The following is a 14,009-nucleotide window of genomic DNA, read 5'->3' as shown; positions in this document are numbered from 1 at the left end:
CGTTGACAAGCCACTAAGATATCACCTAAGAAAAAGAAATTGAGACTTAATTACTCTCATGTTAAGAAAAATTTCATTTTTCTTCCCTACCTGGCCTTTCTTTTCTTAGGAAAGAATTAGAAAACTTGCTCTCATAACTTGAGTACTAATTTATCAAATAATTTCTCTAGTTTTTTCTTATCACTGTATACTGTACCATCCATGTACAAGTTATAAACGTCATCATCCACACCAATTGAAATTTCGCATTCGTATCCCTTCATTAAAGCCAATGAACGAATCACTTCACGTTGCGTTCGACCATTTCCTTCACGAAAAGGGTGGAAATAATTAAGATTATCTAATATTTCCACAAGATTTCTACAAATAACTTCTCTGCTACCTGAATTATTCAAATAATTCGTAATTAGACGATTTAAAAACTTTTCTGCCATATCGAACGATTGAATAGGTAGAAAAGCTTTACCACTCTTTGAAATATTAACGCAACGGTATTGACCAGCCCACTCATACATTTCACCGAAAAGAAATTGATGAATCGCCAAAATATCTGATACACTATGCACTTCTATAGGGTTTCCAAATAATTTTATAGTTTTACTTGCGACCAAACGAAATTCAAGTTCCTGGGCTTTTGCTTTATCTTGTTCATGAAACTTATTACGAAGAACCGATGAGTTTGGATAAACATAGTAGTTATCCAAATCAATATAGCTATACTCTTCATAAATTTTCCGAGCCATCAAGCCACTCCCAATGCTATCGCTTCATCTCTTAAAAGTTCAACATCCTCAACAGTTGGCTGCCAGCCTTCAATCATATTTGTACTTAGAGCGTACCAAACACTCTTGAAAATCAATCGATTTTCAAAAACTACTCCCATAATCGTCATATTTTCTTGGTTAACATCTAAAGTCATATGCTCCACCCCCTACTACTCTAATATACCATAAAAACATTAAAAAGGGTGTATGTATCTGAAACAGTATACAACTTGAAACTTGAAATTTCAAATTTCGACTACAGATATCTAAAGCCATTTCGTTGAAAAACTGCTTTCTCTTGTGGATATGTCATGCAAATCCTCTCCTAAAAAAGAAAAGGAAGCGGGAGCCTCCTTCTCTTACACGTATTGAGTTTCACCTCACGCTAGATATGCCCTATCTATTCCTCAAGGGTCGGCAGTCCTGCTATTCTTTTTCTCAACAAACAGTTCGTACTGAGTATGGGCCCACAGGCGGTTGCAGACCATATCCACTAGCCCACAAATAGTTTTTTATTTATACTTTAAAATGACTGTGCTTTTTAACTCTCTATTTGTCTACAGTTAATCGCGGTACACAACCCGTCTTATGATCTATTCTTACCTAACTCTTCCGCACCAAACGACGAAAATCACGTGCACTTCTCTTGAGCAAACTTGCCAAAGAGTGACCGGATTGGGCATAAGGGCCATGGGAAGACCAAAATGACCTGTCATCAGGACTCCACCTCGCTTTCGTAGGTGAGCGGAAGCCTTTTAGTTTTTTTCGTCGAAAGCGAGGATCATGTCGACCAATCGGGGCGATATCCAAATCCCTGTGTCGGAAAAAGCCACCGTAATTAAAACTAGCTCCATTGATAGTCCCAGCCTCCGACATTCCTTCTAGATCCAGGATATTCAGGAACCGTCCTTGGCTGTCTAATATAAGCTCAACCCGTTGATGGTAGAGAACCTTTAGATTCACACTTGCCTGATTGTCAGGATAAACCCTTCTACCTTCAACCAAAGAAAGCTTCTGATGCAAACGACCACGGTCCCACAAGGTGTAGTACCGGCCCTTTAGATAACGCGCCAAAGCCTCCCGGTCCGTCATCCCCGACTCACGAAAATGATTCCGAATATACTGCGCTTGCTGAATCGAAATCAGATAGCGGAGCTGGTGAACCTGCCGATTGAGAAGCCCCGGCTGATCCAAAGTATTTTTAGGAAACGCTTGCTGCACCAGCTTGACTAGGTCCTTCCAAAATCGATCATGTGGTGCTAGATCTGGGTCAAAACAAGCCAGTAAGCGCTGCAATTCTAGCGGATCTTCCGTAAGGTCCGCAGGCATTTGGAGGAGAGACATAATCCAAGTCAGCAGCTCCAGAGGAGTCAGGAGTTGTCGTTTTTGAGTCCATTCAGCACGGAAATGAGGACTGCCGATAAATCCATTAAGGAACTGATTCATGTTACAATACCTTTGTCTTTTTAAGATTTAGTTCACAATTAAAACAAACTTCTATCCTTAAAATTTCTAACAATCGTGAAATATATTAAATAAAATGAGAACAATTATGTTCTCACTTTATTTCATTCGAATATACAGGCCATCTTCCATTTGATATATCTCATAATGTGGGCTATCTTCAACAGGGGTTAAACCTTCAAAATTTAACGACATTGTATCCACATGATCAATTTTGACATCGTAGTGACTGATGTTTTGATACCACATAACATTTGGCCAATAAAGATTAGCATTATCAGGAACTAAGTTATCCAAAATAGGGTAATTTTGTAAACTATTATAATATACGGTTGAATTTGTAAATAATCTATTCATTACTAAACGAGTTTGTCCATCCGTTTTAAGATATGGTCGAATAACCTGACTAAACTGTCCTGCTTGAAATTCAAATTCGTCCTTTTGAACTCCTAAAACATTCGCATATACAAAACTAAATACAAGGAATCCATATGTAATAAAAATAATAGTTGTTGACTTAACAATCTTAAGTAACTTATTGCTATTTAACTGTGCTAGTATAATACTAATTATCGCAACACAAACGAATAAGCCATACACATAACGGGGATGGTCAGTTGCAAGATTACCTGTAATTGCTAGGTTCACACCAAAACTTAACGGGAACGATAAACCAAGAGCAAAAATACTAATTGGTAATACCCATAAACTTCTTCTGCCCACTTTAAATAATAATGATATTAAAAACAGTATAATAATGATTAGAATTAAAATTTTCCAATATTTATTTATTTCATTCCGAACAACAGCATACAATAATTCTGTATTTTTTTGAATAGTGGGAATCAGGTTATCTAATTCAGCAATTGTGGTATTCGTTCCTCTATCTAATAACTGTGGATTAAAATTCATTTCTAAACGATATACCAATAGTCCTGATATATAAGCCATCGCAGAAATAACTATAAATCTAAGTGAATGTAGTATACTTGTTTCTTCAATTATTAGATAGAGAAATAAGAATATTGTCAATATAATGTGAATACCTGATGAACTCTGATATAAATTACACATCAAAAACACACATATTAGGGAAATGAAAAAGAATAAAATTGAATTAAATTTTCTATATAGGAAAAAAGGTAATATAGATACCAAAATCGAAAATGCAATATAAGGATTATCAAACCTAAAACTCAATACCTCTAAAAAGAACGGATTGACAAACAGTATTGTTGAAGCTAATACTGTTTGCCACTTTATAGCATCTTTTGGAAAAAATGTCCTAATTAACAAGACACTCGAAAGAGCTAAGATACCTGATGTAAGAAAAGGAAACAATATTCCGACATCAACAAGATGAGAATTGTTATTAAGAATCCAAGATAAGTATTCAGATGCATACCTAGCATAATCATGTGCAAAACTTGCCACACCGGTAGAACGTCTATACACATCATCAATGTATGGATAATTTGAAAGATTGATTGCAAGTGCTGGTATAAGATAAAAAAGCCATAGCCAAGCAATATATTTATTTTTAGTTAGAAAAGAATAAAATATTTTTTTCATAAAAACTCCCTAAGGTATATCAAAGAATGCAGTATCCATAAGACTGTACCCTTGTCCAGATGTAATATCAAACTGTAAAAGTCTTAAATCCTCATCAAACTCAGACACGGTTTCAAATTGCCCATCTGTATTCACTTTTCTATTCTTTAAGACCTCTTCTAATAAAGCAAAGTAAGGTGAGACCTTAGAATTAGTTTGTAAAAACACGCTTGCTGAAAAATCACTTGAATTAACGATTGGATAATTTTGCTTCGGAGTTTCAAAGTTAGTCCAAATAAAATAGTCGGTTTGAAATTGCAATGCCGTATTTTCTTTGAAAATTGAGGGAGGATAAAAGCCAGGCAAATGATCACCATAAAAAACAACTGTTATATCTTTTTCTACTTTTTCTAACTCTGACAGGAATTCACGAGTAGATTGATCTGTAAAATGAAGAAGTCTTGTATAACTGGTCAGATGGCCATTCTGTTTCTCATCAAGTATCTCGTTATTAGATGTAAGGTCAGTAGGTTTGTCCATAGACCAAGGCACATGATTTTGCATGGTTATCAAAGAGAAGAACTGACTTTGATTTCTATCAAGATTATCCAGCAGGTTTTCATATACTGTTTTATCACTCACACTAACACCTTGATACTCTATATTTTGAAGATTCTCATCACTATCTACTAAAAAAATCAAATGTTTAAAACCTAAATCCTTGTAAATATTAACTCGATTATAATTATTAGCACCAGAGGGATGAATCACATAGCTATTTTCTCCTTCAAATGCTCTACTAATTGATGGTAGGAATTTCATCTGCGGAACAACTTCTACATAAATATTTGAAGTCGATCTCGAGTAGTTATAGAACGGCAAACCTGTTAAAGTTTGAAATTCCATATTAGCAGTTCCACCACCATAGCCATCACTATGCATAAGACCGCTAGTTGTTTTTTCTTTAATCGAATCTATTTCAGGAATTGGATTTCTAGACAAAACATTTGAAGAAATTCTTTTCGGATCAGAAAAACTTTCACTTAAAATATAGATAACTGTTTGATTTTTTAATGATCTTGCTCTAGATTTATTTTTTTCCTCTGCTAGCTGTTCATACTTGCTTAAAATCTCTTCAATCTTCTCTTTGCTATATTGTTCTGGAGTTTCCATTACTTGTTGTGTTAGCTGTCGAGCCCAAACATATGCAAGTGATTTATAGCTAGCATTAGTAGATAATCCCATCCATGTCACATCATACCAATTATTTAACAAACTGATTATTGGAATATCACTTTTGATTTTTCCTTTTACTTCAGATCTAAATGCAGTCATTGTTCCTTGAAATAAACCAAGAAAAATAATCACGATTCCAAGACGACTGTATATACTACTGAAAATTCGCTTAGAGGGCATTAGTATTTGAATATTCCATGCAATATAGAAAAGCATTAAAATAATAACTAATAAACTAATGAAAAGATTAATATCGACAAAAGAAACAAATAATTCTGGCTGTTTAATCCAAATGAAATCAGTTGGAATCAACGGTTCTTGCCGAAAACTAAACTTAATAGCATTCGCAATCGCAAACACAATTCCAGTAAGTGTGATAAGTAGAGTTGAATATAAAAATCTATTGATAATTGAATAAATCAGTAAGCATGTAAAAAAGATCGTAGTAATTTGAAACATTGTTGCTTGTGGAAAAATAAATTTCCCAAGCAAATCCGACCCTAAGACCACTCCCGCCTGAAATAGCAAATTAAAAACTACAGCAAAAACAAAGCTTGAAAAAATTGCATTTGCTATTCCAAAGTGGTGCAAACCTATTTCTCTTAGACTATTGTAAAGACTTGCAAAAAGAATAAAACCTATTGAAAACCAAATCAGAGTTTGACCAGTAATATACCCAAGATAAAGATCCAGTTGATTATTCTCAGCAAATTCAGCTACCTTACCTGACACAAACTCAAGAAATAAAGGATTTGTCACCATCAATGGAGCCATGGAAGCCTTGGTCCAAACAGAACGGCGGGTACGATACAATCCTGTAGTCTCAAATTGTTTAAAAAATAAAAATTCCTTCTTGAGTAGGTTTAGTAAAAAAGCAATGACAAGGACAATCGCTACACTATAAAAATGTACCTGTGTTAAGGGATGAACTTCATAGAGTTGTTCAAGTTTAAAGTCCGGATTATTTAGCTGTCGAGACCATTCTAATAGAAATAGTAATGGAAAATAAAGGATATACCCTATGAGGATAGGGAAAATCGTCTTAAGCTTCGCAAAAGGAAGTGTGAGAATTCCAGCAAAAAGAACAATGAAAAGATAGATCCACATGATTCCTTCGGTTGTTAAACCTAAGAAATTTGGAAATTGACCCAGAAAATAATTGGATAGTAAAAGAATTGTCAAAGCAAACATGAGCAAAGAGTAGCAAAACTCAAAAACTCTTGCTGACCAATCGAGATTATCCACCCAATCTATAGCTGAATCATATTTTTCCTCCAAATAATCTCGGATATGATCTCTGATATTTACAGGAAAGTCACTGATGAGCTCTCGACTATCTTCTAAAAAAATTGTACTCTTAGCAACAACAAGATTTTTACATTCTAACCAATAACAGCTTAAGGATTCTAGAATCTTATTCATGAATGTTTAGCCACCAATCGTTTAAAGATGTATCTCACTGCCCTTGCAGGACCAATTACAATATACTTCAAGGCTCCCCGAATGCCACCCATATAGTTAAAATCAACAAATGTAGGGGGATGAAGATCTCCATTTAAATTTAATTGTTTATTGTCTACAAAGGGTGTTATCAAACTTGGACTAGGTGCAATTCGAAAATCATAGCCCTGGTTCCATGCAATATAAACTAGTAGACGTTCCATTGCATGTAAAATAGAGTTCTGTGGAAGTGGTTCTTCCGGAACTGCCTCCACAGGAAGGTTTAGCTCAAATAAAGGTTTTAAGGCATCATAACGGAACCAAGCAAAACTTCCATAACTCATAACAAAAGTATCCATTTTAGTGAAATCAATTGACTTGGTTAAGCCCATATCTTCCCATAGTCCATTCATCGCATCGGCCATTTGGTGTTCATTCCAGGCTGTGACGATTCGGTTATAGCGGAAAAAGGTTGGAATATCCGCAATAAGCAGACCTAAATTTGGATTATTTTCAAACTGATTCAATATTGATGCAGAGGGCTCTACTAACATCTGAATGAGTTCACGACGCCACGATTCACCCGCCCAGAAATCCGCTTCTTTAGATTTTTTTGTATGGAAATGACCAACGTAATCGTACTTAGCCAATTGTTCTTTTAATAAGAGCATTGGTAAAAGATCACGTCCTCTATTTCCTGTTACAAATACTTCTAGATTATTTTTCTGGCCAGAAATCATCAAAATCTCTGCTTTCTTATCGGCAGTATCTGTTGTTAGATAAAGATCACAGTCAAAAGGAAATTTTTCGAATACTTCTAAAAATTCATGTAACAAATCCGTATAAAACACATGGAGATGGATCGCTACTGTTCCCTTCAGAGGTTGAAATTCAGTTTCTACTCTTAGCAGATATTTTTGGCCTAGAAGGTAAGGACTATCCGGTAAATTAATCATAGACATATGATAGACCATCAACTCAATTGGATAGTCACTATTGGATTTAATAGTATCTAAAAGGTAAGGAGCAATCGACTGATTAGCATCCAAGGCTTTGACCTTTAAAAAAGGTAATCTAACTTCAAGAATTCGGCGAGGGTTATAATAAGTAAAATCAGGGTGTAACATCCCTTCAGTCGATTCCTGAGTCGTATCAAATATTGCATTGTATTGAAAACCCTTCTCAAGGAAAAATGTCGTAACACGTGATTCATAGTTATCAATCACGTCTTGAACCTTTTCATAATCTTGAATATTTTTCCAGAAATCAAAAAAACTATTATCAGATAAAACGGATTTTTTAAAGGTTAGAAAATAACTTTGAAGATGTTCAGGAAATTCCTTTGTAGCCCGAAAATTTGTCAAGCCCCAAAAATCAACTTGATCATCTAGTTCCATTTTTAAAAAGGAAGGTTGGAAATCCCAGATAGGCCCAAAACAAGTATCATTCATTAAAGTAACAGAATCAAACTCTGCTAGATTAGACCAACCAATTTCTTGCATGCCATCACGCCAAGCCGCAAAATCAAAGCCTCTATTTTCCCGACTAACTACGTCATCCACGAGTCCGGACATTTCTAATTGCACTTGATAATTATCGGGTAAGGAACTATTAGAAATAAATAAGACCTTAGAATATAAGGGGCGCATCTGTTCTAATTGAAATAAGACATGGGGACTGATATGTCCGAATTTATTAAAATGGACATAAAGTAAGAGTCGATTCATTTCTTTCTCCTGAAAAAGTTTATCACAGCAGTTGAAATTTTCCATCGCCATGAATTCTTAATGATTGTATTCTCGGTCTCAATTTTGTTGAGCGTTTCTTTTACAAGCCTCAACTCATTTTGACACTCCAAAAAATTTACTAGTAATTTTTTCACTAAATAATCTGGTGTTTCGACATTGTTAATCTGACTCCCCTTGTAATAAAGTTTAAAATAACGGTAGTCTTCCTGACTGGGCAAGTCATAAATGAGCTGTGGATCTGAATTTATAAAAAAGTAACCACCCTCATAGGCAATCCCATTCGTCCAACTTGGTTCAATCGTTAGTTCATCTGACAATTCTACAGATACTTTATCATAAAAACTAGGTCGTTCTGAGAGATCAATCCGTATCCGTCGACAACCTACTGGTAAATCTATTTCTAAAGAAGCCTCTGCCTTCAGCGCAAAAGACTGACTATTCACTTCCGAAAAACCCGAAGAGTCGTCTGAAAAATATACCTTTACCGATTCAAAGCCAATACCTTCAAGTCCTGCTGAAGCACGACTTAAAGCCAACTCAAATTCATTATTTCTTTCCAAAAGAAGATCCACGAAATTTTTAGTGATATTTTCGGGATATTTTCTCACAAACTCCTTTTGCGTTTCAAGTAATTTCTCAAATCTTACTCTTTGACTTTCAAATGATATTGGTCTGGAATCCGATCCTGTATTGATAACATAAGCTACAGTTGATTCAGGTAAATAGCTAAGTTTCGTCCGCTTAAATAATTCAAGTTGCAGATTAAAGGTATCATCCGCAGTGGTTAAATCTAAACCTTCGTTGATTTCCAATATTAAATCACGCTCAACTAGCCAGGTTGAAGCCATTGTAAATCCCCGAGTAGTTAGCATTTTTTCATAGGTATCTGCTAGTGGGATAACACCTGATTCGAATCCTGCAGAACTCACAAATTTACCTTTGTCGTCATAGATATCAAAATCAGTATTTGACCAAGCAGAATCCGAATTACTCTCTAATAAATCTACTTGTTTCTGTAACTTATAGGGGTCCAACCAAAAATCATCACCATCACACCGTGCAATGTATTTACCATTTGCTTTAGAACAAATTTCAACCCAAGTTCTGGCAATCCCTTGATTTACGGAGTTAGAAAAAATGCGAATATTTTTTTTATTCTGGAATTGGAATTTTTGAATCAATTCCCATGAAGAATCTGTGGAAGCATCATCTATTACTAAGACTTCAAAAGTAAAACTTGTTTTTTGCTCCAAAAAACTTGTTAATGTTTTTTCAATCCAAGGGGCCTTGTTATAAACTGTACATATAATTGAAACAACTGGCTGTGTCATAGCTAACTCCATTAATGGAAGGTCCAGGTACCATTTCGTTGAATTAAGCCACTAGCCGAATCTAGGGCAGAAAAATCATCCGCTGCAATATCTGTACGCTGGACCATGATAATCGGCGTCTGAGTAGCATCAGAAAACGCAAGCATTTTACCATCTGCATCTCTAACCGTGACTTCTAACTTCAACTTCAAATTATTAACAGATGGTAACGAACAGCGATAGTGAATTTCTTGATGCCCTGATGAAACTTTTTTTAGATCCATGGAATTATCATTATAAATCCAAATATTTCTGTCTATATCTGTCAAAGAAAGAGCCAAGTAGGTCTCCATTTCTTGCTTGATATCGTATTGAATCCGGAAATGAATTTCATCCGATGGACATATCTGAGTTGGACTAAGCAAATCAAGCTGAAAATTTTCAACTACTAGTTCCTCTTCATGAACTTGTTTTTCAACATTCTCTTGATGTAAGGGTGCAGTATTATCATAACTATACTGATTTGCAACATTCTCTGGATTCCCAAAAGCTTTCACAAGACCATCCTCGATGAGTACGGCTTTGTTACAGAATTTCTTGACTGCTCCCATATCGTGGGTAACTAGTATGGTTGTTTTTCCAGATTGCTTACGTTCCATGAAATAGTCATTACATTTACGTTGAAAGGCCTCATCTCCAACCGCCAAAACCTCATCAAGAATGAGGATATCACTATCCGCTTTGATGGCGACCGAAAAGGCTAAGCGTACTTGCATTCCACTCGAATAGTTTTTGAGTTTCTGATTCATAAAGTCTCGGAGTTCCGCAAAATCAACAATCTCATCGTACATGTCATCAATTTGATTTTGGGTGAAACCGAGAAGTGCGCCGTTCAAGTAGACATTTTCACGTCCAGTTAATTCAGGATTAAAACCTACCCCTAGTTCAATGAAGGAAACCAGTTTTCCATCGATGACAACCTGACCTTGCTCGGGCTGATAGATTTCAGAAATGATTTTTAACAGTGTCGATTTACCAGATCCATTACGACCTAGAATTCCAAAGAAATCACCTTTCTCAACTTCGAAATTGATATCTTTGAGGACATGTTGCTCTGTGTAGCCTTTGATTCCACGTAAACGATTAATCAAACTCATTCTTAAGCTGTTGGTTGCTTCTGTTGGTAGTTGGAAATATTTACTGACATGTTGAACAGAAACAGCAATTTTGTTCTCTTTCACTATAAAATCTCCGCAAACTTCTTAGCATTTTTCTTAAAAATTCCATAGCCGAAAATAAAAATCAGAATAGGTAAGCAATATGGAATAAGAATTAAAAATGGATTTGTGACCAGTTGCCACACGGTCGTGTTAGCCGTATCAATCAAAAGATAGCGTGTATCTTGAATCATCTGCGCCATAGGGTTCATCATCATAATTTTAGCAGCTAATTCATTTTGGTTGGCCACAAAACTAATCGGATAAATAATCGGTGTAGCATAGAGTCCAGCTTGTAGAACAACCTCCCAAATTTGAAGAGAGTCCCGAAAACGTACAAAAATTGTTGACAAAAGGAAAGCCAAGCCAGACGCGAACAGCCCCAATTCAAGAAAAATCGGTATAACCAAGATAACTTGCCAAGAAATCCCAACTCCGTTAATCAAGGCAAAAACAAAAACAACCGCTAAATTAATCAGGAAATTAATTCCCGCTCCTGCAACTGCAGATAAAACAATAATTTCTTTTGAGAAATTTAATTTACGAATCAAATCTCCACGGGAAACAATGGACACCATTCCCATAGAGGTTGCTTCTGAGAAGAAGGACCAAATCACATTTGCGAGTAAGAGAGCGACCGCAAAATGAGGGACATCTCCTCCTAATCGTAAAAAGCGGATAAATACCAGATACATAATGGTAAACATCATGAAGGGCTTTAAGATGGACCAAAGGTAACCAATGGCAGACCCCTGATACCGTAATTTAAAGTCCGTCTTGATGAGTTCTTTCATCAAGATCCAGTTTTTCTGCTGAAACAGATTCATGGATTGCTCCTTTTGTAAAATAATTTTGTAATAATGAGTGTCCGAAAGACGAGGGTATGGAACCAACGGTTTTTTCGGAGACCTCTTCCAAAAATCCTTCGGATTCGTTCGATCATTCCTTGATCTAGAATCGTAACAAAGTCCTCGACCAATTCTCTATCTTGAGGCTCGAGCGGCAATACGAGTAGGTTGCGAGCCTGTTCTTGACTAGCATGGATTAACTTCCAGTACTTTTGGAAGAGGAGTTGTGGTCGAATCCAGTTGGCCATTCGTTTTCGAAGGGTTCGAGCGCCTAGAACATTTTGGTCATGTTGGCGATAGAGTTGGGTGACGAGGTCCACGTAAGCCAACTGGCCTTGGCTGGCAGCTAAGAGTCCCAGATACCAGTCGTGCATGAGCAGTTCATGCTCTTCCTTGCCCGTCCACATTTGGGCAAGGGGGTGATTGATCAAAGTGACTCCGCCTGTAACAGTGTTTTCCGTCAATTCAGCCAAGAGTGTTGTGTTGGCGTGATCAGACTGGGATTTGATCATACTAGGAGCAATCAGCTCGAGCTCCTGATCCACCACACTTAAATCTGTATAGACCAGGGCTCCTCGACTGGGATCCAAGGCTCCCATGGCGTCCAGCTGAATTTGAAGTTTCTGAGGAAGCCAGACATCGTCTTGGTCAGAGAAGGCATAGTACTCTGCTTTTTCTGCCTGTAAAAGAGTCCAAAAGCTCCTAATCACACCTAAATTTTCTTGCTCATTTGGGTTAATCCAGCGAATCCGTTCATCACGCGCCTGATAGCGACGGATAATCTCATGGGTGCCATCACTAGAACCATCATCTCGGATCAAAAGACGCCAATCTTGCACGGTCTGTGCTAGAATCGAATCCAGCATTTCAGCAAGGTAACGCTCTCCATTGTAGGTAGAAAGTAAGATTGCGACTGTCATGAGCGGAACACCTCCTCATAGTCGCCCACAATCTTCTCCCATGAGTAGAACTCACGCATTCTTTTTTTTGCACCCTCACCAAGTTGACTCGGACGGTTCTTTTCAATTTTTTCAAGAAGAGAAGATAAGTCACCCGACTCCTTAGACCAGTAAAGAGCTGTCTCCTCTGCCACGACTTGGTTAAAATCAACGCCCAAAACAAGGTTGACATCACTGTGAGCCAGGGCTTCTAAGAGGCCCGGATTGGTTCCACCAACTTCGTGCCCATGGATATAGGCATAGGCTTCTTGGCGAATTTTTTTCAAGAGTTCGCTGTCATAGACAGTCCCCACAAAACGAATCCGGGAATCCTGGTCAAAACCGGTCTTTTGTCGCAAGGTCTCAAAGTAGGCGGAACCTTGGTAATTGCAGACCAAAACGAGCGGACGCTGGGTCTTGCTCTGCATAAATTCGCGAATCATGGTCTCGTAATTGTTTTCCGCAACGAAGCGACCTACAATCAAATAATAGTCCCCCGCCAGAAGATTCCAGTCTTGGAGAAAACTCTGAAACTCAGGTGACTCTGTCGCTAAATGGGAGGGTTCCAAATCCGTACCATAGGCAATGGTGGTTACTGGAAGCTGACCATAAGCTTCTTCCAAATAGGAAGCAATTCCGGGATTGTCCGCCACTACCAAATCGGCATTTCTGGTCATGGACCGCTCTGCCAACTTCAGGTAAGCTCGAACTGGCTTCGGCCACTTGGTGCGCCGCCACTCCAAACCATCAGGGTTGATCAACAAACGTCCACCCAGACGATGGATACGGTTTGTAAAGAACCGAACCAAAGGCCCCATGGTGTTCCCTAAAATGTAGAAGACTGGCTTCTCACTCCCACTCTTTTCTGCCAACTTCAGGGCATAGTTCAAGGCCATGGTATCATAAACAATCACCCGAGCAGGCCCTAACTGAGGAGAACAAATGGTAAAACAGTCAGTCCCTTGAAAATCAAAATGCTGGTAAGACTCTTCATCCGACAAACAAGCAACATGATAAGCCATACGAGAATCTTGCTTGCGTGTAACCAATTCTTGCACAAAGGTCTCAAATCCACCATATTTGGCCGGCAATCCACGACTGCCAATAATATAGACATCCTGCATACAGACACTCCTTCCCCTAGTTTACATTGCTACATTATACCATGTTTCCCAACTTCCCGCGACTAAAAAGAGGAAAAGCCCTCAAACTGAGACAATGTCATTAAGTTAAGACCTAGAATTTAGAATAAGACCACATTTGAAAGCTCATAATTACATCAGACTTTCAAATGTGGTCTTTTTGTGCACGCCAAATAAAGGTTTTTGTGACCTTTTTTAAAAATTATGATACTCTATAGGTGAAACTTACTACTGATTGATTTTTCAGTCGCCTTTCAAACGTCCGACCTGGACGAATGATTGATAAATGTCTTTCTATGTAAGTTTTCAACTTAGAAGAAGTGAGCCTGTTTTTCAGAAATTGTTTACAGG

The 14,009-nt window shown here is 37.4% G+C and carries 11 protein-coding genes and 1 pseudogene; all 12 read right to left on the bottom strand.

Annotation, left to right across the window (positions count from 1 at the left end; genetic code table 11):
• Window positions 1–131: 131 nt before the first annotated feature.
• Window positions 132–743 carry a Fic family protein gene (locus I2503_RS00950; protein WP_196966747.1) on the bottom strand — a complete coding sequence of 204 codons (612 nt, stop codon included), beginning with the start codon at window positions 741–743 and terminating at the stop codon, window positions 132–134.
• The gene (locus I2503_RS00945) at window positions 743–919 is read right to left on the bottom strand and encodes a hypothetical protein (RefSeq protein WP_196090883.1); all 177 of its coding nucleotides are present in this window, start codon (window positions 917–919) and stop codon (window positions 743–745) included. The genes I2503_RS00950 and I2503_RS00945 overlap by 1 nt, the downstream gene beginning before the upstream one ends.
• Before the next feature lie 448 nt (window positions 920–1,367).
• On the bottom strand, window positions 1,368–2,210 hold the full coding sequence (locus I2503_RS00940) for a DUF3114 domain-containing protein (protein ID WP_196966746.1): 843 nt from the start codon (window positions 2,208–2,210) through the stop codon (window positions 1,368–1,370).
• A gap of 117 nt (window positions 2,211–2,327) precedes the next feature.
• Window positions 2,328–3,800 carry a glucosyltransferase domain-containing protein gene (locus I2503_RS00935; RefSeq protein ID WP_196966744.1) on the bottom strand — a complete coding sequence of 491 codons (1,473 nt, stop codon included), beginning with the start codon at window positions 3,798–3,800 and terminating at the stop codon, window positions 2,328–2,330.
• 9 nt (window positions 3,801–3,809) lie between these two features.
• A complete protein-coding gene (locus I2503_RS00930; protein WP_196966743.1) occupies window positions 3,810–6,437 on the bottom strand; it encodes an alkaline phosphatase family protein in 2,628 nt (875 codons plus the stop codon).
• Window positions 6,434–8,182 (bottom strand): rhamnan synthesis F family protein, encoded by a 1,749-nt coding sequence (locus I2503_RS00925; protein ID WP_196966741.1) that lies wholly within the window; start codon window positions 8,180–8,182, stop codon window positions 6,434–6,436. Before I2503_RS00925 ends, I2503_RS00930 begins: the two co-directional genes overlap by 4 nt.
• The gene (locus tag I2503_RS00920) at window positions 8,179–9,534 is read right to left on the bottom strand and encodes a glycosyltransferase family 2 protein (RefSeq protein ID WP_196966740.1); all 1,356 of its coding nucleotides are present in this window, start codon (window positions 9,532–9,534) and stop codon (window positions 8,179–8,181) included. Before I2503_RS00920 ends, I2503_RS00925 begins: the two co-directional genes overlap by 4 nt.
• 11 nt (window positions 9,535–9,545) lie before the next feature.
• Complete coding sequence (locus I2503_RS00915) at window positions 9,546–10,754, bottom strand: ABC transporter ATP-binding protein (protein WP_196966738.1); 1,209 nt, start codon at window positions 10,752–10,754, stop codon at window positions 9,546–9,548.
• On the bottom strand, window positions 10,754–11,557 hold the full coding sequence (locus tag I2503_RS00910) for an ABC transporter permease (RefSeq protein WP_196966737.1): 804 nt from the start codon (window positions 11,555–11,557) through the stop codon (window positions 10,754–10,756). The genes I2503_RS00915 and I2503_RS00910 overlap by 1 nt, the downstream gene beginning before the upstream one ends.
• Entirely contained in the window at window positions 11,554–12,498 is a 945-nt protein-coding gene (locus tag I2503_RS00905; protein ID WP_196966735.1) for a glycosyltransferase family 2 protein, read from the bottom strand. The genes I2503_RS00910 and I2503_RS00905 overlap by 4 nt, the downstream gene beginning before the upstream one ends.
• Complete coding sequence (locus I2503_RS00900; protein WP_196090874.1) at window positions 12,495–13,640, bottom strand: DUF1972 domain-containing protein; 1,146 nt, start codon at window positions 13,638–13,640, stop codon at window positions 12,495–12,497. The genes I2503_RS00905 and I2503_RS00900 overlap by 4 nt, the downstream gene beginning before the upstream one ends.
• A 220-nt stretch (window positions 13,641–13,860) precedes the next feature.
• A pseudogene (locus tag I2503_RS09535) lies at window positions 13,861–14,009 on the bottom strand (IS4 family transposase); the annotation flags it as partial.

Origin of the sequence: Streptococcus sp. NLN64, from assembly GCF_015831295.1 — a bacterium.
In the GTDB taxonomy this organism is placed as follows: domain Bacteria; phylum Bacillota; class Bacilli; order Lactobacillales; family Streptococcaceae; genus Streptococcus.
Note: the sequence above shows the minus strand (reverse complement) of the source record. Positions and strands in the feature narration are given on the sequence as shown.